This is a genomic window from Psychrobacter sp. BI730 (genome assembly GCF_013414195.1).
In the GTDB taxonomy this organism is placed as follows: domain Bacteria; phylum Pseudomonadota; class Gammaproteobacteria; order Pseudomonadales; family Moraxellaceae; genus Psychrobacter.
In genome coordinates this window covers 26,503-47,233 of record NZ_JAATTV010000005.1, presented here as the reverse complement: position 1 = coordinate 47,233, position 20,731 = coordinate 26,503, and the positions used below count along the sequence as shown (strand labels likewise).

19 protein-coding genes, 1 tRNA gene and 1 pseudogene are annotated in these 20,731 nt (G+C 42.3%); 13 read left to right on the top strand and 8 right to left on the bottom strand.

What is annotated here, in order from left to right; genetic code table 11:
- The first annotated feature begins 118 nt into the window (after positions 1 to 118).
- Positions 119 to 2,059 (top strand): molecular chaperone DnaK, encoded by a 1,941-nt coding sequence (gene dnaK, locus HCZ91_RS04895; protein WP_179798519.1) that lies wholly within the window; start codon positions 119 to 121, stop codon positions 2,057 to 2,059.
- A gap of 229 nt (positions 2,060 to 2,288) precedes the next feature.
- On the opposite strand, the gene HCZ91_RS04890 is transcribed toward dnaK, so the two are convergent.
- Both HCZ91_RS04890 and HCZ91_RS04885 read right to left on the bottom strand, forming a co-directional pair.
- Positions 2,289 to 3,098 carry a methyltransferase domain-containing protein gene (locus HCZ91_RS04890; RefSeq protein WP_257019974.1) on the bottom strand — a complete coding sequence of 270 codons (810 nt, stop codon included), beginning with the start codon at positions 3,096 to 3,098 and terminating at the stop codon, positions 2,289 to 2,291.
- Positions 3,099 to 3,169: 71 nt separating this feature from the next.
- Positions 3,170 to 4,402, bottom strand: coding sequence for an 8-amino-7-oxononanoate synthase (locus HCZ91_RS04885; protein WP_179798517.1), 1,233 nt, complete (start codon positions 4,400 to 4,402; stop codon positions 3,170 to 3,172).
- 304 nt (positions 4,403 to 4,706) lie between these two features.
- On the opposite strand from HCZ91_RS04885, the gene HCZ91_RS04880 reads away from it, so the two are divergent.
- The 5 genes and pseudogenes from HCZ91_RS04880 (at position 4,707) to HCZ91_RS04860 (ending at position 8,438) form a co-directional block, all read left to right on the top strand.
- Positions 4,707 to 5,246: a porin family protein gene (locus tag HCZ91_RS04880; protein ID WP_179798516.1), complete on the top strand. Its 540-nt coding sequence runs from the start codon at positions 4,707 to 4,709 to the stop codon at positions 5,244 to 5,246.
- Between the two features lie 214 nt (positions 5,247 to 5,460).
- Positions 5,461 to 6,212, top strand: a pseudogene (locus tag HCZ91_RS04875) (IS5 family transposase).
- Between the two features lie 92 nt (positions 6,213 to 6,304).
- A complete protein-coding gene (locus HCZ91_RS04870; protein ID WP_179798515.1) occupies positions 6,305 to 6,871 on the top strand; it encodes a porin family protein in 567 nt (188 codons plus the stop codon).
- 195 nt (positions 6,872 to 7,066) lie between these two features.
- Positions 7,067 to 7,561, top strand: coding sequence for an NfeD family protein (locus HCZ91_RS04865; RefSeq protein ID WP_227511172.1), 495 nt, complete (start codon positions 7,067 to 7,069; stop codon positions 7,559 to 7,561).
- A 16-nt stretch (positions 7,562 to 7,577) separates the two neighbouring features.
- The gene (locus tag HCZ91_RS04860; RefSeq protein ID WP_057762202.1) at positions 7,578 to 8,438 is read left to right on the top strand and encodes an SPFH domain-containing protein; all 861 of its coding nucleotides are present in this window, start codon (positions 7,578 to 7,580) and stop codon (positions 8,436 to 8,438) included.
- Between the two features lie 77 nt (positions 8,439 to 8,515).
- Here the strand turns inward: HCZ91_RS04860 and hemN are convergent, their stop codons facing one another.
- Positions 8,516 to 10,072, bottom strand: coding sequence for an oxygen-independent coproporphyrinogen III oxidase (gene hemN, locus HCZ91_RS04855; protein ID WP_179798514.1), 1,557 nt, complete (start codon positions 10,070 to 10,072; stop codon positions 8,516 to 8,518).
- Positions 10,073 to 10,425: 353 nt separating this feature from the next.
- Here hemN and HCZ91_RS04850 point away from each other — a divergent pair, with 353 nt between their 5' ends.
- Positions 10,426 to 12,015 carry a YifB family Mg chelatase-like AAA ATPase gene (locus tag HCZ91_RS04850; protein WP_179798513.1) on the top strand — a complete coding sequence of 530 codons (1,590 nt, stop codon included), beginning with the start codon at positions 10,426 to 10,428 and terminating at the stop codon, positions 12,013 to 12,015.
- 50 nt (positions 12,016 to 12,065) lie between these two features.
- On the opposite strand, the gene HCZ91_RS04845 is transcribed toward HCZ91_RS04850, so the two are convergent.
- Together HCZ91_RS04845 and HCZ91_RS04840 are read right to left on the bottom strand one after the other, a co-directional pair.
- Positions 12,066 to 12,749: a phosphoglycolate phosphatase gene (locus tag HCZ91_RS04845; RefSeq protein ID WP_179798512.1), complete on the bottom strand. Its 684-nt coding sequence runs from the start codon at positions 12,747 to 12,749 to the stop codon at positions 12,066 to 12,068.
- Positions 12,750 to 12,879: 130 nt separating this feature from the next.
- A complete protein-coding gene (locus HCZ91_RS04840) occupies positions 12,880 to 13,380 on the bottom strand; it encodes a DUF4385 domain-containing protein (protein WP_179798511.1) in 501 nt (166 codons plus the stop codon).
- A 79-nt stretch (positions 13,381 to 13,459) separates the two neighbouring features.
- On the opposite strand from HCZ91_RS04840, the gene HCZ91_RS04835 reads away from it, so the two are divergent.
- On the top strand, positions 13,460 to 13,942 hold the full coding sequence (locus HCZ91_RS04835) for a hypothetical protein (protein WP_179798510.1): 483 nt from the start codon (positions 13,460 to 13,462) through the stop codon (positions 13,940 to 13,942).
- A 124-nt stretch (positions 13,943 to 14,066) separates the two neighbouring features.
- Here the strand turns inward: HCZ91_RS04835 and HCZ91_RS04830 are convergent.
- Both HCZ91_RS04830 and HCZ91_RS04825 read right to left on the bottom strand, forming a co-directional pair.
- Positions 14,067 to 14,142 (bottom strand) — tRNA-Phe (locus tag HCZ91_RS04830).
- A 123-nt stretch (positions 14,143 to 14,265) separates the two neighbouring features.
- Positions 14,266 to 14,688 (bottom strand): hypothetical protein, encoded by a 423-nt coding sequence (locus HCZ91_RS04825; protein WP_102091078.1) that lies wholly within the window; start codon positions 14,686 to 14,688, stop codon positions 14,266 to 14,268.
- A 387-nt stretch (positions 14,689 to 15,075) separates the two neighbouring features.
- On the opposite strand from HCZ91_RS04825, the gene hisB reads away from it, so the two are divergent.
- The 3 genes from hisB (at position 15,076) to HCZ91_RS04810 (ending at position 17,138) form a co-directional block, all read left to right on the top strand.
- Complete coding sequence (gene hisB, locus HCZ91_RS04820) at positions 15,076 to 15,741, top strand: imidazoleglycerol-phosphate dehydratase HisB (RefSeq protein ID WP_218870054.1); 666 nt, start codon at positions 15,076 to 15,078, stop codon at positions 15,739 to 15,741.
- A gap of 188 nt (positions 15,742 to 15,929) precedes the next feature.
- Positions 15,930 to 16,565, top strand: coding sequence for an imidazole glycerol phosphate synthase subunit HisH (gene hisH / locus HCZ91_RS04815; RefSeq protein WP_179798509.1), 636 nt, complete (start codon positions 15,930 to 15,932; stop codon positions 16,563 to 16,565).
- A 183-nt stretch (positions 16,566 to 16,748) separates the two neighbouring features.
- Complete coding sequence (locus HCZ91_RS04810) at positions 16,749 to 17,138, top strand: hypothetical protein (RefSeq protein WP_160022833.1); 390 nt, start codon at positions 16,749 to 16,751, stop codon at positions 17,136 to 17,138.
- Positions 17,139 to 17,190: 52 nt separating this feature from the next.
- On the opposite strand, the gene HCZ91_RS04805 is transcribed toward HCZ91_RS04810, so the two are convergent.
- A complete protein-coding gene (locus HCZ91_RS04805) occupies positions 17,191 to 18,528 on the bottom strand; it encodes a valine--pyruvate transaminase (RefSeq protein WP_179798508.1) in 1,338 nt (445 codons plus the stop codon).
- Between the two features lie 523 nt (positions 18,529 to 19,051).
- Between HCZ91_RS04805 and HCZ91_RS04800 the strand changes: the two genes are divergently transcribed.
- Complete coding sequence (locus HCZ91_RS04800) at positions 19,052 to 20,194, top strand: XRE family transcriptional regulator (protein WP_179798507.1); 1,143 nt, start codon at positions 19,052 to 19,054, stop codon at positions 20,192 to 20,194.
- Complete coding sequence (locus HCZ91_RS04795; RefSeq protein WP_179798506.1) at positions 20,191 to 20,673, top strand: DUF4411 family protein; 483 nt, start codon at positions 20,191 to 20,193, stop codon at positions 20,671 to 20,673. The genes HCZ91_RS04800 and HCZ91_RS04795 overlap by 4 nt, the downstream gene beginning before the upstream one ends.
- Positions 20,674 to 20,731: the final 58 nt, after the last annotated feature.

Here is a 20,731-nt window from a genome sequence, read left to right as displayed (position 1 = left end):
TTGCGTGATTATCACCTTGAAAAATACGACGGGTAAACCGATATATAGCAACAAGTGACCGACTACGGTCTGGATAAATAAGTATTTATAGTTAAAAACAAATTAGGAGCAATTGATTATGGGTAAAGTAATTGGTATTGATTTAGGTACTACTAACTCGTGTGTAGCAGTAATGGAAGGTGACAAAGTTAAAGTCATCGAAAATGCTGAAGGTACTCGTACAACACCATCAATCGTCGCTTATAAAGATGACGAAACGCTTGTTGGTCAGTCAGCCAAGCGTCAAGCAGTAACTAATCCAAGTAACACTTTGTTTGCGATCAAGCGTTTGATCGGTCGTCGTTTTGATGACAAAGTCGTGCAAAAAGATATCGGCATGGTTCCTTACAAAATCGCTAAAGCAGATAACGGCGATGCGTGGGTAGAAATCAACGGTAAAAAGCTTGCGCCACCACAGGTTTCTGCTGAAATCTTGAAAAAAATGAAAAAAACAGCAGAAGATTATCTTGGTGAGAGCGTGACTGAAGCAGTTGTAACTGTACCTGCTTACTTCAATGACTCACAGCGTCAAGCAACTAAAGATGCGGGTAAAATCGCTGGTCTTGATGTAAAACGTATCATCAATGAGCCAACTGCTGCTGCACTTGCTTATGGTATGGACAAGAAGCAAGGCGATGGCACTGTTGCTGTATATGACTTAGGTGGTGGTACTTTCGATATCTCAATCATCGAAATCGCAGACGTAGACGGCGAACAACAGTTCGAAGTACTAGCGACCAACGGTGATACTTTCCTAGGTGGTGAAGACTTTGACTCAGCATTGATTGACTTCTTAGTTGCTGAATTCAAAAAAGAGCAAGACGTGAACCTAAAAGGTGACTCTCTTGCGATGCAGCGTCTAAAAGAAGCGGCTGAAAAAGCGAAGATTGAGCTATCAAGTGCACAAAGCACTGAAGTAAACTTGCCATACATCACTGCTGATAGCAGTGGTCCTAAGCATTTAGTCGTTACTATCAGTCGCTCGAAACTAGAGAGCCTAACTGAAGAATTGGTACAACGTACAATGGGTCCTTGTAAGACTGCACTTGAAGATGCTGGCCTAAAAATTGGCGACATCAACGATGTAATCTTGGTCGGTGGTCAGACTCGTATGCCACTAGTACAGCAAAAAGTACAAGACTTCTTCGGTCAAGAGCCACGTAAAGACGTGAACCCTGATGAAGCAGTTGCAGCTGGTGCAGCGATTCAAGGTGCCGTATTGTCTGGTGACAAAACTGACGTATTGCTACTTGATGTAACGCCATTGACTCTAGGTATCGAAACGATGGGCGGTGTCATGACGCCAGTTATCGAGAAAAACACCATGATTCCTACTAAGAAATCACAGGTATTCTCAACTGCTGAAGACAACCAGCCAGCTGTAACGATTCAGGTATATCAAGGTGAGCGTAAAATCGCTAACCAAAACAAAATGCTTGGTCGTTTTGACTTGACGGATATTCCACCAGCACCACGTGGCCTACCGCAAATCGAAGTGTCTTTTGACATCAATGCTGATGGTATCATGAACATCTCTGCAACCGATAAAGGTACTGGTAAAGCACAAAGTATCCAAATCAAAGCGGATTCTGGTTTGTCGGACGAAGAAGTCGAACAAATGGTTCGCGATGCAGAAGCCAATGCTGCTGAAGATGAGAAGTTCGCTAACCTAGCGCAAGTTCGTAACGAAGCAGATGGTCGTATTCATGCCGTACAAAAAGCGCTAAAAGAAGCAGAAGACAAAGTCACTGATGAAGAAAAATCAACAGTAGAATCTGCCATCACTGAGCTTGAAGCGGCGGCGAAAGAAGACGATCATGACGAAATCAAAGCTAAGCTTGAAGCATTAGACAATGCATTCTTGCCAATCAGCCAAAAAATCTACGCTGATAGCGGCGCTGGCGCAGAAGGTATGGATCCAAGCCAGTTCCAACAAGGTGCTGACGATGCTGGTAGCAACAAAGCTGATGACGACGTCGTTGATGCTGAGTTCACTGAAGTAGACGAAGACAAAAAATAATACCAAATCCAAAAACGCGATTAGCTACGTCAAACTCGCTTAGTCTACTTGATGTAGTACTTACGCTTGTTTTCCTTGCTACTCAAGTTTTTGAAAATGGTATAGTCGATACGAATCGATAACTAGTTAAATTAAAAAAACGCATCCTTCGGGGTGCGTTTTTTTATGGCTATTTTTCTTATCAGTTACTATTTCTGCTAGCTATTGTTTTTATTGATGAGACGTGTTCTTATAGTTTAAACGCGCTCACTATGAGCACTTCATAGGTTAAATTAACCACGAGCTGTCCTATGTCATTCTTTTTTGAGAATTGCTGCCAATAGTCTGACTCAAATTGCTGTAGACGGGATTTTGTCCATATAAAGGTTTGAGTATCTTCTGATTTAGCTTGCGTTTGATTGGTCGATACGCCAGTGAGTTTCATATGCTTTAGGATAGCGTAGGGGGTTGGAAATGGTAAATCAAAGCGCTGAGTTGAGAGTTTGATATTCTCAAAGCTTGCACTATCTAATGCCAATTGCCATTCATTAATATCTGGGTAGTGAAGTCCTTGGCCAGTAAGAGTTTTAATTTGCAAAAAGTTATTTGGCGTAAAAGTACTAAAGACCAGTTGTCCTCCAGGTTGTAGACGCTGCGCGGATTGCGTGACGAAACTCAACGGATTATCAAACCATTGCACGGCATTGGCACTAACTATCAAGCTATTATTTTCTGCTAAATCTATGGTTTCAGCATCGCCAATCATTACGTCAGCAGTTGGCAGTATTGATTGCAATGTAGCCGTCTGCTCATTACATAACTCATTAATAAGCCAATACTGGCTTTGAATATGAGCAGCGAGTAGGCGCGTCATTTGACCTGTGCCTGCACCCACTTCTAGCACGCTACTTTGCTTGGTATGAGCAATACTGCCTAATAAATACTGACAAACGGTCTGCTGGATACTGGCATGCTGGTCATAGTCGCTTGCATTGGCAAAGTGGCGAGCGATGGTTCGTTTTCTAACACTGAGGTCATCAGCTGTGTCGAGTGTTGTCATAGGCTTCATTATGTCCAAGTGCGCCAGTTATCTATCGATAGTAGAAATAAAGTTTGTGTTAAACGATAAAATTACAATTGCTGTATCAATCGCTCGCAGTCTTCGTTAGTTAGTTTGGCATTCATAACTAAGCGAATGCGAGCAGTATTTGTAGGCACAGTAGGAGGCCTGATAGGCAGCGCGTAAAATCCAGCGGCTTGTAACTGTTGTGCTTTGGCAAGGGTACTTGCATTATCGCCTAATATATAAGGAACGATAGGGGATTGGTAATATATCTCTTGCAAAGTTGGCGATACACGGTGCCGTGGGTCAATGGCTTGACTAAGCGTAGTAGATAGCTGGGCTAGATGCGCACGTTGGTCAGTTAAGGTCGGCATTTTTGCTAAGATAAATCGTGTCCATGCGTGATTGATAGGAGGGAGTGCGGTACTAAAAATCAGTGGACGCATGGCATTGATCAGCCATTGTTTGATGACTTCATCACACATTATATAAGCACCCATTGAAGCAAATGCTTTACCAAAGGTACCTACCAAATAGTCAATATCAGCCAAGGTATGCGTTTCTTCCGCCAATCCTAGACCTGTATCGCCAAGCACTCCAACAGCATGTGCTTCATCGACATACAGCTCAATACGAGTATCTTTGGATTTGAATTGAACTAGTTGAGCCAAGTCAGCACGGTCACCATCCATACTAAATATACTCTCGGTGACAATAATGATGCGTTCAACCGTCTCGTCTGCTTGTTCAATAAACTTGGCCAAATGCTCGTAATCGTTGTGACGGTAACGACGATAAGTGACAAATTTACTTTGGCTTAAGCGCATACCATCGATAATGCTGGCATGTACTAGTTTATCAGCCAAAATAAGTGTCTTGACTGGCAAAGTTGTTAATGCTGGCAAGATACCTAGATTGGCATGATAGCCACTGTTCAACACCAGCACCGACTTGGAGTTGGTTGAACTCTGTTTCTCTATGGCGCTTTGATACCAGTTTTGCAGTTCCTCTTCTAGAGCTTCTAACTGTATATCATTGCCTGTCAGTAGGCGTGAGGAAGTGGCACTCATTTTAGGAGTGTGCATAGTAGATAGCTGTCCCACTTGAGCTAGAAACTCAGCTTGCATCTCGGTATCGCCGCTTAAGCCAAGATAATCATTACTCGCAATATTAAGTAAAGCCTTACCTGCACTAACGACGTATCGCCCATCGTGCTGCAGGTTTGGAAATTGGCGGTACTGCTGCTTTGCTTTTAAGTCTGCAAGTGCAGTTTGTAAGCGCTCAGTGATAGAATTTTGCATTTTTTCTCTCTAATTATTGTTATATCAGCCATATTTAGCCGATTTATCTAGCAAGAAAACTGTGAAATGAGTACGGATTATTGCATAAACTGGGTGGATGTAACAAAAGGTTTCATATCTAGGCCTTTGTAACCCGAGCACTGACAAATGCTTTCAAATCTTAACTCTCATACCATTAAACACTGACAGAGTGTCTGAAATAGTTTGTTACTATGTACCCATCGTTAGCAAACAAGGCGATACGGCCAAATGGTCAATACAACTAAATAACTTGTTTGTCCAAATTTACTTGAAGGAGCTAATAATGAAAACTCTACAAAAAACTATACTTGCACTAGCAACTGGTTCTTTACTTACTGTAGGTGCACAAGCTGCCGTTAATTATGGTAACGGCTATACAGGTCAACCGTATGTTGGTGCTAAGATTGGTCAGTTCGATAATGATGTAAGCGGCGACGATCCAACTGCGTATGGTGTGTATGCTGGTTATAACTTCGATCCTAATTTTGGTATGGAAGTTGAATATGTTGGTTCAGATGATGCTGATCTAGACAATAATGCTGGCGATTATGATACGAAAACTTATGGTGCGTACGGTACTTATCGTTACACGTTCCCAAATACTGCACTGTATGCCAAAGGTAAGCTTGGTATCGCTAAAACAGAGCTAGAAGCTGATTTTAACGACGGTAGCAGTGATTCAGTGAGTGATACTGGTATTGCTGGTGGCATCGGTCTTGGCTATGCGGTGAATCCTAACTTCAATATTGAAACAGAGTATGCCATGATGGATAGTGATGCAGATACTAAGCTGCTTACTGTTGGTGCTAACTTAAAGTTCTAAGATAATATAGTGTACTCGTACCTATAGTCAAAAACGAATAAACGACCATTTCACATGGTCGTTTTTTTTGCTTAAAATTTCTATGAAACATATGTTTACTTTCTTAAGTAATTTGGTATGATACCTCCACTACTAGGGCGTGTCTTCAATTGGATAAGCCCTAAATAATAGTTACAATACCGCATCTATTGAGTCGATGCTAGAAATACAAGTTATGGCAAGAAAAGCATTAACAGATACGCTTTGGGATCAATTGCAATCGACGATGATAAAGTACGGCTGCTATCAAACTCAAAACAGCCGAGAGATCATGGAAGCCATACTGTGGAAACTACGCACAGGGGCGCCTTGGCGTGACATACCTGAAGAATTATGTTCGTGGAAAACAGCCTATAGTCGTTTCAACCGCTGGTCGAAAACTGGCTTATGGGCGGATTTTTTTTTGGCTTTTGAGCAGAAGTTGATACGGAATGGGTATTCACAGACGGAAGCTATGTTCGCTGTCATCAGCATGCAAGTGGAGCTCGGCTTGGTGAAGAACGAGCAATTGGACAAAGCCGTGGCGGAGCAACTACAAAGATACACCTATCCTGTGATGCCGATGGATATCCGCTCAATTTTAAAATCACTGGGGGTGAAGTCCACGACAGTCAAGTTGCAGGTGAATTGATTGAAATGATTGGGCAAGCTGATTACTTTATCGCTGATAAAGGCTATGACTCAGAGTCTATCAGAGACAAAGCTCGAAGCCATAATATGATACCTGTCGTTCCTAAAAGGAAAAATGCCAAACAGCCTAATCCAGAGTTTGATAGCTATTTGTACAAGCTGCGTCATCTTGTTGAAAATATGTTTGCAAGGCTTAAACACTTTCGTAGTATCGCCACTCGCTATGAGAAGTTAGCGCGTAATTTTAAGTCAATGCTTTATCTGGCGTGTACTATCGTTCATTGTAAGATGAATTGAAGACACGCCCTAATAACAAGTAGAAAATAGTTGAGTATCATTTGATATTAAACAAACTATTTGTTTATTGAATCCAAAGTTGAGAAAAGTATATGAAAAATCTACAAAAAGCTTTAATCGCAGTAATCGCTGGCTCAGTAATGACAATGAGCGCACAGGCAGCAATGAATTACACAGGCCAACCGTATGCTGGTGTTAAAGTTGGTCAATATGGTCCAGACGATGTAGATGATGATGCAGTGTCATATGGTATTTATGGTGGCTATAAGTTTACTCCAGAGTTTGGTGTTGAAGCTGAATATTTAGCTACTGGTGATGCTGATGCCTTTAAAGACGAGTTTGGAACTTCAGAATATAGTGCTGATGTTTACGGTTTATACGCTACTTATGACTATATGTTTCCTAATACCGCTTTATATGCTAAGGGTCGTCTAGGCGTTGCTAAAAATAAAATTGATATAGATGATTTTAATATTGATGAAGAAGATGAAAGTTTTAGCTATTCTGATACAGGTATATCTGGTGGTTTAGGACTCGGATATAACATTACCCCTATGGCAACTATGGAGGTTATGTACAACGTTTACCCTACTATTGACGCTGATGGCGATGATGTAGATGTAAATGGCTTTACATTAGGCGCACATTTCAAATTCTAGTATAGAGTTAGAGTTAGTCAATAGAACGATCACTTTAAGTGGTCGTTTTTTTTGCTTAAAATTTATGATGAGGCTTTTAGGGTAATAATTTATAAGTAGCTCACCGATAATATATCATTATCGTTAAAGCGTTGTTATCCTTAAAAATGTGCTACATTAAAAACTGGAATGATAAAGATAGGAATGGTGGCAAGGATGGAGATACTTTGGATGATTGAACCTTGGCATTGGTTAGTATTGGGCTTCTTATTACTAATAGTCGAGATGTTTGTACCGACGTTTGCCAGTCTGTGGTTTGGTGCCGCTGCCATCATCGTTGCAGCTCTATCATGGCTGCTACCTATTTCTGTCTCTGTTCAGATTATCGTCTGGTTAGTGCTCTCTGCTGTGTTCTTACTGGCTTGGTTCAAGTTTATCAAACCGTTGTCAGTAGATCGTACCAAAGCTGGACTGGGCGGCAGTGTCATAGTCGGTGAAGTCGGGATGATTATCGTGTCACCGCAGCTAGATAAAGCTGGCACAGTTAGATTTAGTGTTCCTATCGTTGGTGCGGCTGAATGGATGTGCCGTACGAGAGGGGAGCAGGTGGCAATCGGCGATAGAGTGGTAGTGACGGATATCGTGGGTAACGAGCTGATTGTGAGCAGTACAAAAGCGCAGGCAGCGATGCATAAAAGTATGCAGGTATAATAATAAGGGATGAGTTATGGAAAGCTTTAGTATTGTCATGGTGGTATTGATTGCACTGGTGGTATTCACCGTGTTTAAAGGCGTACGTATTGTACCGCAAGGTTATAAATGGGTAGTGCAGAGACTGGGTAAGTATAGCCAAACGCTAGAGCCTGGACTCAACCTCATCATCCCTTATGTAGATGATGTGGCTTATAAAGTAACGACCAAGGACATCGTACTTGATATTCCGTCACAAGAAGTCATTACTCGTGACAACGTCGTTATCATTGCAAACGCTGTCGCTTATATTAATATCGTGCGTCCTGATAAAGCGGTCTATGGTATTGAAGATTATGAATACGGTATCCGTAATCTGGTGCAAACATCGCTACGTTCGATCATTGGTGAGATGGATCTTGATAGCGCATTGTCTAGTCGCGACGAGATCAAAACCAAGCTAAAACATGCGATTTCAGAAGATATCGCAGATTGGGGTATTACCCTTAAGACAGTAGAGATTCAAGATATTAATCCTTCGCAGACCATGCAAGCATCCATGGAAGAGCAAGCAGCGGCAGAGCGTTTACGCCGTGCAACCGTGACCCGTGCTGATGGTCAAAAGCAAGCTGCTATCTTAGAAGCGGATGGTCGCTTGGAAGCGTCACGCCGTGATGCTGAAGCGCAGGTGGTACTAGCCAGAGGTTCTGAAGAATCGATTCGTTTGATTACTAGTGCGATGGGTGAGGAAGAGATGCCGATTGTATACTTGCTTGGTGAGCAGTATATTAAAGCGATACGAGAGTTGGCGGAATCTGATAACTCCAAAATGGTGGTATTACCAGCAGATATCTTAAGCACTGTAAAAGGTATGGTCGGTGATAAATTAAAAGTGTAAAAAGCCACAGCAATAATAAAAAAAGACCTCGCTTGAGGTCTTTTTTATGTTTAATAATTGAGGAATGACTCGCTAACTTAGATAACTTTCGAAAAGCGGTTTTGATGTTTCTTTTCTAAATATTCATCAAATACCATGGCGACGTTACGGCCAAGCAAGCGACCTCTAGGTAAGACGCGGATACCTGCTGCATCCATATCAATCAGTCTATCGTCTTGCATAGCGCCCAACTGCTGAATCTCATTAATAAAATAGGTGATGGCATCGATACCAAATTTTTGATTCACATCTTTAAAATCGAGATAGTCATGACATAGTAAGTTCATGATGACATATTCACGCAAGCGGTCTTTGATAGAGGTTTTTATATACTTGACCGCAGGCATGACAGTCGGATTGATTTTCGTCATATCAATCTTGGCTTGATAGTTCTGTAGATCAGTATCGTTCTGCAAAATATAGCGCGTATTGGCATTAGAAACCTGACTGATTGATGAGACACCAAAGCCTAATAAGTCACAATCACCCATGATGGTGTAACCCTGAAAGTTACGATGTAATTTACCTTCGCGCTGGGCGATAGCCAACTCGTCATCAGGTTTGGCAAAATGATCGATACCGATATATTGATAGCCGGCTTCGGTCAATGTATTGACAGTACTGCCGAGCATCGTCAGTTTGGTAGCTGGGCTTGGCAAGTCTTCATCTTTTATCTGACGCTGAGCTTTAAATCGCTCAGGCAAATGCGCATAGTTAAAGACCGACAGGCGATCTGGCGACATCTCGATGATACGATTTACGGTTTTGTCCAAAGTATCAGGCGTTTGATGCGGTAAACCATAAATCAAATCAATATTGATAGAGCGAAAACCAAGCTCACGTGCTTCTGTTAGCACGCTTTCAATAAGCTCTGCGGAATGCACACGATTAACGGCAATTTGCACCGTTTCATCTAAATCTTGCACACCTAAGCTGATACGGTTGAAACCGAGATTACGCAATATTTTCAGAGTGTTTTCACTCAGCTCACGAGGATCAATTTCGATAGAGTAGTCACCTTCGTCTTCTGGCAAAAACTCAAACTGAGTCTGTAAAAACTCCCATAATTGCACCATCTCTTCGTCACGTAAAAACGTTGGTGTACCACCGCCTAAATGTAGCTGTTTGACCAATGGTTTGTCGCTGCCTTCTGGCGTAGATAACAGGCGGCGCTTATGCGTAATTTCAGCGATTAAATACTGCAAGTAATCGCCAGAGTCGCTATTTTTTTTGGTAATAATCTTATTACAAGCGCAGTAGTAGCAAAGGTGGCGACAGAACGGAATATGAAAATATAGCGATAAAGGAGCGCGCCCTTCACGATTCTGCAGGATTTTTGTCTCAAGACCGATAGCCTCAAAGCTATCCGGTATTGGAGTAAATTCTAAAGCAGTCGGATAAGAGGTATAACGTGGCCCTGAGCGATTGTACTTATTGATGATTGCCTCATCAAATGCTGGTAGCTGCTTGCTAGTAATACTGCCACGTGTACTAGCATAAGGGTTGTCAGTCTGCATAACAGGGCGCACAGTCGTGGGCGGCTCGTCCGCACGGTTGTAGGGCTGCTGAGTGTTCTGTTCTGAATAGTCTGTCATGCGATATTCCTCGTTTTTACTCTAGATACTGCTGGTTTTTATATTATCAATGATTTCGGATTTGGCGTTTATTTTTTGCTTTTAAGATTGATTGATAACACGGCTTGAATATATCATCGGCAGCAGTATGTATCGCTAAATGTATAGTAGTTAGTATAGCAAATCCTTGTTAGCAGTGGGGTGGTCGGTGAGTATTCTTAAATATTAAAATAGAGCTATCATTTACACATAAAAAACCTCAGAACGACGCTGAGGTTGTGGTGATTCTCTCCACACCAGCAATAAAACACGACATTTGCGCGTTGATAAATAATACTTTATTATCAATAATACTCTGTATTAGGAAGATGCTGATGTCGTTTGCCCAAGTCTATACCCGTTCGGTGGTTGGTCTGCATGCTCCAAAGGTCATCATTGAGGTGCATCTATCGCAAGGATTACCTGCATTGACCATCGTTGGGCTGCCTGAAGCCGCCGTGCGTGAGAGTAAAGACAGGGTACGCTCCGCCATTCTCAATTCAGGTTTCCAGTTTCCTAACCGCCGTCTCACGATCAATTTAGCCCCTGCTGATCTACCTAAAGATGGCGCGCGTTTAGACTTACCAATTGCTATTGGTATACTGGCAGCAAGCGGACAGCTTGAGCCAGAGGTGCTATCAGGATTTGAATTTATCGGCGAATTAGCGCTCAATGGTCAATTGCGACAAGTAACTGGTAGTTTGGCAGTCGCACGAGCAATCAAAGCTGAGAAATTGGCAGTAGCGTTGTCTCAGGTAGCAGCGAGTGACCAAGAGCAAAATAATTCAAATAACTCAAATAACTCGCCACAGACAACTCCGCAACTGATCGTACCGATTGATAATGGTCGTGAGGCCAGCCGCGTTGATGGCGTAACGATACTAGCTGCTCAGAGTCTAAAAGCAGTTTGCGACCATCTGCAGTCGCTCGTTGACCCAAGTGCAAGCTATGAGAGTTTAGCAGTAGTACAGCCTAGTCCCACACAGCAGCATGTTGGCTATCAAGTGGATTTAGCTGATGTCAAAGGACAGCATCATGCTCGGCGCGCGTTAGAGATTGCCGCCGCTGGTGGCCATTCATTGTTATTTACAGGGCCCCCAGGTTCTGGCAAGACGCTTATGGCATCACGATTGCCAACGATATTGCCAGATTTGAGTGATGAGGATGCGCTAGAGGTTGCCAGTACCTATTCGGTGGCGGACAGCGATTATGACTATGGGACGCGGCCGTTCAGACAAGTGCATCATACGATATCAGCTGTGGCATTAGTCGGTGGTGGTTCACGGCCAAAACCAGGCGAGATTACGCTTGCTAATAAAGGGGTATTGTTCCTTGATGAGTTACCAGAATTTGATCGGAGCGTGCTTGAAGTATTACGCCAGCCGTTAGAAGCCAAACAAATTACTATTAGCCGTGCTAACTCTCAAATGACCTTTCCAGCCAACTTTCAATTAGTCGCTGCTATGAATCCGTGCCCGTGTGGTTATGATGGTGATACTTCAGGTCGCTGCCGCTGTCGACCTGAGCAAATCAAACGCTATCAAGACAAACTCTCAGGGCCACTATTAGATCGTATTGATTTGCATATTACCGTACCAGCATTGCCGATTGCTGATTTGCAAAGCGCGCAGGCAGGGGAAACATCCAAACAAGTACGCGAGCGAGTAGCAGCCGCGCATCAGCATCAATTAAAACGACAACAAAAAGTCAATAATGAGCTTAGCCCTAGCGAAATCGATGAATATATCCAGCTAGGCGACAATGAAAAGCAGTTATTGCAACTTGCTCAGCAGCGTTTGAATTTATCCGCGCGTGGCTACCACCGAGTATTACGGGTTGCGCGTACAATCGCGGATTTGGCTAATAGTACGGATATCAACAGCGCCCACGTATCTGAGGCGCTGAGCTATCGCAGCAAAGCGTAATCTATGTTTGAGCAAGTTACATCATGATGATTTGATAGGTTTTTTATAGACTAAACTCTATCTTTCATAACCCAAGCAACCAAGTCCGCGAAATGGTCAAATGCTTCGGTCGGATTTAATTCGCGAATATCTTGGCCGTAGTTATAACCATAAGACAAACCGAGCGTGTCCATATTGGCGTTCTGTCCAGCCAACATATCGTTCCTAGAGTCGCCAATCATCACTGCCTGATCAACACTGACATTGAGAGTCTCACAGACATGCAGTAGGGGCGCTGGATCTGGTTTTTTGACAGATAAACTGTCGCCGCCAATCACTTCACTAAACAAATCTTGCCAGCCAAATGAGTGCAATATCTTCGGTACAAATCGAATGGGCTTATTGGTGACTAAAGCAAGCGTATAGCCAGCTGCGTGCAGTTTTTTGAGTCCGTCATCGACATCTGGATAGGCAACGGTTTTGCTACCACTGAGGTTTTTATAAGCCTCAAAAAATATTTGCTCTGCATGATCGGCTTCCTCAACCGTTAGCTCACCTTCTGCTACTTCCACTTTACCAACCAACGCGCGCTCTACGAGCAGGCGTGAGCCATTTCCTATCCAGTTACGTATCGTCTCGATAGGGTAGGTGTCTTTGCCTAATGTGGTTAGCATGGTGTTGGTGGCGTCGGCCAAATCAGGTACGCTATCAATGAGCGTTCCATCAAAATCAAAAATTAAAAGCTGCTTGTTCATTGTTCCTCACTATTGAAAATCGTTATATTTATTATATTGGCCATACCTTAGCACAGTAGCGTTCTGAGACCAGTCAATTTAGTTACCTGTTGTGCTTAATGTCTTGAGCAAATGTCTTGAGCATTAGCATCTATTCGACATCTTTATAGCGTTCACGATGCTCTTTTTTCATTCTTAAGTAATCTTTGTTCTCACGGCATTCATCCCATTTAACTTTAAAGATTCGTGCGGATTCTGCTTTAACTGGGTCTTCCTCTTGTCGTGGCAACTCTTCGCGACCATGAGCGCCGCTTTGACCTTTTTTATCATCGGGTACCGCGCCTTTATATTTTTTGCCACCTTTATGATTGGCAAAGCGACGAGCGCGGGTATAGCCCATTTGAATAAACTTGCGCGCCATATCTGCGCCGACGAAGTCATCGTCAGCCAAGTAATCTAAAAACATCTGATAGATAGCCTCACTACTCTCGCGGGCGATATCGGGAGTCGCAAAGCGCCAATGAGGTAAAATCTCAGACTTATAAGGCTCTACCAGTAATACGCCTTGCTCACCGCGACCGACACGGTACAACTCAGGCTGAGCGCGCAAATCCAAACTCTTATAATCCAAGTCGTAATCAAACTCTCTCATATGTATGACCTATTATTTTTATCTAGCGTAGATGGTTATTGAGTATACTTAGCCAAGCTGTTTAGAAAAAAGCACAAAAATGTTATGCAACCGTGACAGTAGGTATTTAGCATCAGAAGCGATGAGCGAAAATGGTTATGGTAAGGTTAGCTGTGAGAGGTATGAAGACTATGAGTATGATAAATACAATGCCACGAGAGATGTTATGTTGAGAAATAAGATAAGTGTAAATGAGCTCAGCCGTTTGCGATTACCCAAAAATATACTGGTGGCATGGCTATTGCTAACGACAAGCATACTAGCCAATACGACTGCCCATAGCGCGTGGTTTGAACGTTTGATTCCGCAAGGGGAGACTTATACGGTACGCGAGATAGATCGCGATTTGGCATTTGTGATAGATGGCTTTATCTATGATGCACGCACGTCTTGTTTTTTGGCAGTGGGTGATCGAGTGATATTTTTTGAAGGGCGTCACGGTATTGATTACCGCGCAACTATATACGACTTGGATTCGCGTGAGCGCTGTAATTTACTCTTACGTGGTCGGTTGTACGAATAGTGGTCGGCTCTACGAATAAGAACAATGCATGAATAGAATAAACGCTAAAGAATACGGTAAAATTCAAACATAAAAAAAGCCCCGAACATCGCTGTTCAGGGCTTTTTAGAATTCTATTAACGAATGGTGGCTCGAGGCAGGATCGAACTGCCGACACACGGATTTTCAATCCGTTGCTCTACCTACTGAGCTATCGAGCCGTCTTCGTTGAGGTCGCTATTAAACTAAATATACGCGCTTCTGTCAAGCTGTTTTTGCATTATATCTGATAAAAGACGATAAATAATTAGATATTGGCAAAATTAACCATTTTAGTGCTCAATTTAGTCTTTTACACGTAATAGTTCGTACTCGCTCATGATGCGGTGAATATCAGCGTCAGCAGGGACAAATTCACGTACGCCTTTTCTAACTTCGCAATCATAGACCAATTTAATAAACTTGGCATCGATAGCACGTTTACGGTTCTCTGGATGCACGGTGAGATATTGCAGGCGCTTGGCATTGGTCTGCCCGTCATCAAAGCAGGCGACCGCAGCGATAGGCTTATCATTGAACATCCCGACATAGAGATACTGTCCACGTTTAAACCCTTGCTCAACGATATTTAATACCTCGAGACCATCAGGCTGTGCATCATCACTATCGTACAACGCTTGCAAGCGCTCTGCTAGCTCATTGTCGCGAGCAGGTTTTTTGATAAGTGGCGCATCCAAACTATTAATGGCGATCGCTTCTAAAGGCATAGCAGTTCCTATAAATAGAGGGTTTCTATAGTATAAATTAGCAATATGAGACAGCACGATGTCATAGCGTGTAGTGCCGTAAGTAAGGGTCTGCAAAGTCAGCGCGAGTCATGATTGATAATACTGAACACACTATTTTAGCAGAATGACGTGATTTTGTGCGTGGTTTACCGCTTGGTCGTGGCAGTAAATGTTAGGGTTTGCTATGATGAGGCTATATAATATTTAGTATGTATAAACCCTAATATGTTGATATCTTTTGTATATATCATTTTCTAATACATTTTCTGCTAAGGTCTGACCCAGACACTAGTAAAATATTTTGGGCAGGTTTTTGCCTTATTTATTGACCGCTTTTCACTGATAAAAAACTGATAGAGAGTAGCCATGACAGCCAATGCAACGACGACTGCTGCCACACCTGAGCAAACTGAGTCAAAAAACGTAAATCTATATGGTCGCCCTGAACGTATCGCGACCGTTGAGCGTATCACTGCCGAAACGCAAATCACCTGTACCGTTAATTTAGATGGTACAGGTAAAGGCACAGTAGACACTGGTGTGCCATTTTTGGATCATATGATTGATCAAATTAAGCGTCACGGTTTGTTTGACTTAGATATCAAATGTACCGGTGATACGTTTATTGATGACCATCATAGCGTTGAAGACACTGGTATTACCCTTGGCCAAGCGTTCAATAAAGCATTGAGTGACAAGAAAGGCATTCGTCGTTATGGGCATTTCTATGCGCCGCTAGATGAGTCATTGACCCGTGCTGTCGTCGATCTGTCAGGGCGTCCTGGTTTGCATATGGACATTCCTTTTACACGTTCGCACGTCGGCCGTTTCGATGTGGATTTGTTCAGTGAGTTCTTTTACGGGTTCGTCAATCACTCATGGATGACGGTGCACTTGGACAACCTAAAAGGCAAAAACAGTCATCATCAGATCGAATCAACCTTTAAAGCCTTTGCTCGTGCGTTACGTATGGCCTGTGAGTATGATGAGCGTGCGCTAAACACCTTGCCATCGACCAAAGAAGCTTTCTAAGGCGCATTTAAGGCTCTTCTACAAGATTACTCAAAAGGGCCAGTCAAGCGTAGCATACTAGTTGTACAGCCTGCGCTTGACTTCCTTGTAGCAAAACCTTATCTACACCTTAGTAATAGCCAACAATATAAATGGTCAATAATATAAATAGTACAGTAGTCAAAATATTTAAAAATGAGAACCAATCGATGACTAAAGTAGCACTATTAGATTATGGTATGGGCAACCTGCATTCTGCTAGCAAAGCCTTATCAGTAGTTGGGGCAGAAGTCTCTATCACCAATGATCCAAAAGTCGTGGCGGCGGCTGATAAGATTGTCTTCCCTGGTGTGGGTGCGATGCGTGATTGTATCGCTGGTATGCACGAGGCAGGCATTGATGAAGTGATACGGCATGCAGTATTTAACAAGCCCGTTATGGCCATCTGTGTGGGCATGCAGGCATTGTTTGAGCAGTCAGCTGAAAATGGTGGCACGGACTGTTTGGGCATCTTAAACGGCACTGTAGAAGCGTTTGACCATACGTGGAAAGACAAGCAGGGCGCAACGATAAAAGTACCGCATATGGGTTGGAATACCATTAGCGGTATGGATTTTGATCATCCGCTTTGGCACGGTATCGAAGACAATGCGCACTTTTACTTTGTGCATAGTTACTACTGTGAACCTGCTGATAGCTCACAAGTGGCGGCGGTATGTGACTATGGTCAACCGTTCTGCGCCAGTGTTATCCAAGACAATCTATTTGCCACCCAGTTCCATCCAGAAAAGAGCCATACTGCTGGCTTGCAACTGCTCAAGAACTTTGTAGAGTGGAATGTGTAAGTAGTTGATAAACGTGAAGTGAATATTTAATTTAGTAGAAGGTAGATTATCAATTGTATAATCTGCCTTTTTTATGCTCAGTGATCACTTTGTAGCTGCTATTCTTTAGCTATTATAGTTTAGCCATTATGGTTTAGTGATACGCTCAGTTATTTTCTACTCGCTTATATTTGGAATATCTCAGTGGATTTTACTGCCTTTAAAATGAATGTTGTGGAAACAACTGGCCTTGCCAAAGATGCCTTACATATCTATGTCGGTGTCGGTGTTTATCTGCTGTGTCTGGTTGCGCTGCGACCTATTATCAAAAGCCAAGGTATTCGATCATTTATCGCTCTGATCGTCGTAACTTGCATTGCGCTGTTGGGTGAGTATCTGGACAATCGAGATACAATTGAATCGCTTGGCTTAACTGGCTTGAGCCGTGATCAGATACTCGCAAGTATCCGTGATTTGATTAATACTTGTATGCTGCCGTACGTGCTTTTTGCGCTGAATAAGTGGACGACTATATTTCGACCAACCAATAAATCGACTTCATTGACCAAGCGCCATAAAAAAACGGACTATTAATTAGTCCGTTTTTTCGTTTTGCTATTTAAATTTATAATTCTAGCAGCTCATCTTATTTTTTGGCTTCATCATACAGCTCACGTACGACTTCACCAATGGCTTTGATACCATCAGTCAGTGTCTGCTCATCCGCGGCGATACTCATACGAATACACTCGTGCGCATGCTGATAATCGCTGACATCGACACCGGGGAAGAAGTACTCGCTTGGTACAATAAGCGTGCCTTTTTCTTTTAGGCGCTCGTATAGATCCAGCGTGCTAATCGGCAAGTCTTTAAACCATAACCATAAAAATATCGCGCCTTCAGGCTTATGAATGACCAAAGGATAATCGCCCAAGGCTTCTTTTAATAGCTTCACAGCAAGGGTGGCCTGCTTTTGATAAAACGGCTTGATGTCGTTATCAGATAATTGCTTTATACGATCGTTTTCTACCAATGGCGTGGCAATCGCTGCACCAAAGCGTGTCGGTGCTAGATTGACCACCGCATTCATCGCGCTAACCGCTTCGATTACTTTGGCGTCGGCCACGATGATACCGGTACGCATACCGGGCAAACCTATTTTGGATAGGCTAAAGCACAGAATCGTATTATTATCCCAATTCAGATGCGCGTCAGAGTAGATGATATTGGGGAAGGGCATACCGTAGGCATTATCGATAATCAGCGGTATGTCATAGCGTTTGGCAATCTCGGCCAAATGCGCCATTTCGTCATCGGTTAGCACGTTGCCAGTCGGGTTGGTCGGGCGTGAGCAGCAAATCGCGCCGATACGCCCTTCCTTTAGCGCTGGCAAGTTCTCTAACGCGTCAAAATCCACACGATATTTAAAGAAGCCTTCCTCACCATCATGCGTCACTTCATCAATATGCGGTAATACCGCGGTGAAATGCTGACCTTCCACATGCACATCGCTATAGCCGATATACTCAGGGGTCAATGGCAGTAGAATGGACTTGTCGATAGATTCGTTCTTTTCATCTTGACTGTTTTCATCAACGAAAGCACCGCCAAACAGATTAAACAGATAGAAAAACGCATTCTGTGAGCCATTGGTCAAGGCGATGTTTTCTGAAGTGAGGTTCCAATCGTAATGACGGTTAAAGAAGCCAACTAAGGCGTCGATAAAAGCGGCATCACCTTGCGGATTAGAGTAGTTCGCCATGCTGATAATCGCGCTACTATTGGGCACGCCTGCATCATTATCAACACCCAGCGCCTTATAGGTCTCCAAGAACAACTCATTAACGGCATCAATTTTGGCAGGGTTACCACCGCCCAACATGTTGACAGGTTGATCGCTTTTTAGCGCATCGCCCAGATCATCCATCAATTGTGAGATGCCAGTGGGTTGGGTAAATTTTTGACCGAACTTTGAGAATTTCATAAGGCTACCATGCTGTTTGGGAGGGTGTTATAAGTGGGTATTTAACCGATAAAGTTGGGCTAGTATAGCAAATGAGGGCTAGGTAATCGCCCCAATAAATAAGCAAAGTGAATGGCTGATATTGGTTTATATGCTTATACGTTGAGCGCATCAAAAATGCCCTCTGTATGGATAGAAGGCGTTTTGGTTTGAGGTTTTAAAGCTAAGGGTTTGGTAGCTAATCTCGCCATCCGCTAATATCTTATATGCCCACTGGCGCGGTGACTAAAGGCTGATAGTGTTCCTGTTGTTTCGATAACCCTTTCAGCCAAGTCCCCGCAAGCAAGTGGTCACATAAGTATACCCGCTACTGTCGAGGCTAAACCACGTCTCAAGGCGACTATTATTAGGAAGGTGAGTTAACGTCTATTTGATACTGAGATAAATCAATAATACCTGTTAGGTACATTTTTAAAATGATGGTAACAGAAAAAGTGCTAGAATATAATCATACTAAACTATTCTAAGTCGTATTGAGTTTATCATGGCATATGCTCTCATAAATCCTAACATTATCAGCTGGGCTATTAAACGCTCAGGTTTAGGTATGTCTGATATATCTAAGAAGCTTTCTATAAAAGAAGAAAAGCTGACTGAAATTGAACAAGGAAAGACTAATATAGCTTTTGGTAAAGCTAAGCAGTTTGCTAACATTACTAATATTCCTTTCGGTTTCTTATTTTTGAATGAAGTTCCAGAGGAAGATAACCTCGCACTACCAGACTTGCGTACTATAGACAGTAAGGACCTAAGAGAGCCTAGCCAAGCCTTAAAAGAGATAATTCGTTTGAATCAGGAAAGAGTAGAATGGTATCGAGCTTATTTAAGCGAACTAGGTGTTGAAGAAAACTCTTATGTAGGTTCTTTATCTAAAGCAGACATCAAGGAAATGGTTACTTTTTTAACTAAGAAATTAAAAGTTTGTAAAGTTAAGGATGCTAGGGACTACTATCGACAATTGGTCAAAGCTGTTGAAGAATTGCGAGTAATGGTAATACAGGATAGTAACTTAGGCCATCATACTAAACCGTTGGATATTGAAGAGTTTCGTGGGTTTGCTATAGCTGATGAGATTGCTCCACTAATATTTATAAATACTGCGGATAGTTTGAATGCTCAACTATTTACTTTGATTCATGAGCTAGCTCATATTCTGAAGGGAGAGTCAGGCGTTTCTGACAACAGCTTCTCATCAGTAGACCCTACTGAGCAATTTTGTAATGCAGTGGCTGGAGAGTTCTTAGTTCCTAAGAACGAGTTTGTGAAACAGTGGAACAATCTTGATGAAACCAGCCTTGATATGGCTTTTGCTAGTCTAGCAAAAACTTTCCACGTAAGCCGTCATGTTATTGCTAGACGATCACTAACCTTAAATTATATTGATAAACAGCATTATGAAAATTATATCTACAAAATCCGCGAAGAATTCTTAGCTAGTAAGAAGAAGAGCGATAGCGGGCCTAGCTATTATGTAGTCAAAAACTCTAAACTTAGTTCACAGTTATCACAAGCGGTTATCTCACAGACTTTATCTGGAAGGATGCTTTATAGAGATGCTGGATACATGTTAGGAATTAAGCCTAGTAATATTGAAAAGTTTGCTCAGAATGTAGGTATAAAACTATGAGATACGTTTTGGATACTAATGTATTTCTTGAAGCGAACAAACGATATTATGGTTTAGATTTTTGTCCCGTTTTTTGGGAGTGGTTACGTGACCATGAGAATAAAGGAAATTTATATAGTATTCGATCAGTTTACGATGAACTTAAAGATTTTGGAGATGAATTAGCAGATTGGGTTAAACAGTATAGCTATTACTTCCATTCTGAAAGTGATAATGCGTGTCAAGAGAACTTCAAAATCATCGCGAATCTATGCCAAAGAAAATATAATTTAGGCCATAAGAAAAATATAAATTTTTTAGGTTCAGCAGATCCTTGGCTAATTGCTAGAGCCATGACAGATGGTTCAACGGTTGTTACTGAAGAGAGATATAAGTTACAAGGGGAGAAAATACTTATACCCAATATTTGTCATGAACTAGGTGTAGATTATATAAATACGTTTGAGTTGCTTAGAGAGTTTGATGACTGCTTTAAGTAATCATTAATAACTAGGAATAGACCATATTTTAATTCGAAAGAAATAAACATTTAAATCG

What these genes read in the sequence shown, in the direction of transcription:
- dnaK (WP_179798519.1), top strand. Translation starts at nt 119, where the DNA reads ATGGGTAAAGTAATTGGTATTGATTTAGGTACTACTAACTCGTGTGTA.
- HCZ91_RS04890 (WP_257019974.1), bottom strand. Translation starts at nt 3,098, where the DNA reads ATGACAACACTCGACACAGCTGATGACCTCAGTGTTAGAAAACGAACC.
- HCZ91_RS04885 (WP_179798517.1), bottom strand. Translation starts at nt 4,402, where the DNA reads ATGCAAAATTCTATCACTGAGCGCTTACAAACTGCACTTGCAGACTTA.
- HCZ91_RS04880 (WP_179798516.1), top strand. Translation starts at nt 4,707, where the DNA reads ATGAAAACTCTACAAAAAACTATACTTGCACTAGCAACTGGTTCTTTA.
- HCZ91_RS04870 (WP_179798515.1), top strand. Translation starts at nt 6,305, where the DNA reads ATGAAAAATCTACAAAAAGCTTTAATCGCAGTAATCGCTGGCTCAGTA.
- HCZ91_RS04865 (WP_227511172.1), top strand. Translation starts at nt 7,067, where the DNA reads ATGGAGATACTTTGGATGATTGAACCTTGGCATTGGTTAGTATTGGGC.
- HCZ91_RS04860 (WP_057762202.1), top strand. Translation starts at nt 7,578, where the DNA reads ATGGAAAGCTTTAGTATTGTCATGGTGGTATTGATTGCACTGGTGGTA.
- hemN (WP_179798514.1), bottom strand. Translation starts at nt 10,072, where the DNA reads ATGACAGACTATTCAGAACAGAACACTCAGCAGCCCTACAACCGTGCG.
- HCZ91_RS04850 (WP_179798513.1), top strand. Translation starts at nt 10,426, where the DNA reads ATGTCGTTTGCCCAAGTCTATACCCGTTCGGTGGTTGGTCTGCATGCT.
- HCZ91_RS04845 (WP_179798512.1), bottom strand. Translation starts at nt 12,749, where the DNA reads ATGAACAAGCAGCTTTTAATTTTTGATTTTGATGGAACGCTCATTGAT.
- HCZ91_RS04840 (WP_179798511.1), bottom strand. Translation starts at nt 13,380, where the DNA reads ATGAGAGAGTTTGATTACGACTTGGATTATAAGAGTTTGGATTTGCGC.
- HCZ91_RS04835 (WP_179798510.1), top strand. Translation starts at nt 13,460, where the DNA reads ATGTTATGCAACCGTGACAGTAGGTATTTAGCATCAGAAGCGATGAGC.
- HCZ91_RS04825 (WP_102091078.1), bottom strand. Translation starts at nt 14,688, where the DNA reads ATGCCTTTAGAAGCGATCGCCATTAATAGTTTGGATGCGCCACTTATC.
- hisB (WP_218870054.1), top strand. Translation starts at nt 15,076, where the DNA reads ATGACAGCCAATGCAACGACGACTGCTGCCACACCTGAGCAAACTGAG.
- hisH (WP_179798509.1), top strand. Translation starts at nt 15,930, where the DNA reads ATGACTAAAGTAGCACTATTAGATTATGGTATGGGCAACCTGCATTCT.
- HCZ91_RS04805 (WP_179798508.1), bottom strand. Translation starts at nt 18,528, where the DNA reads ATGAAATTCTCAAAGTTCGGTCAAAAATTTACCCAACCCACTGGCATC.
- HCZ91_RS04800 (WP_179798507.1), top strand. Translation starts at nt 19,052, where the DNA reads ATGGCATATGCTCTCATAAATCCTAACATTATCAGCTGGGCTATTAAA.
- HCZ91_RS04795 (WP_179798506.1), top strand. Translation starts at nt 20,191, where the DNA reads ATGAGATACGTTTTGGATACTAATGTATTTCTTGAAGCGAACAAACGA.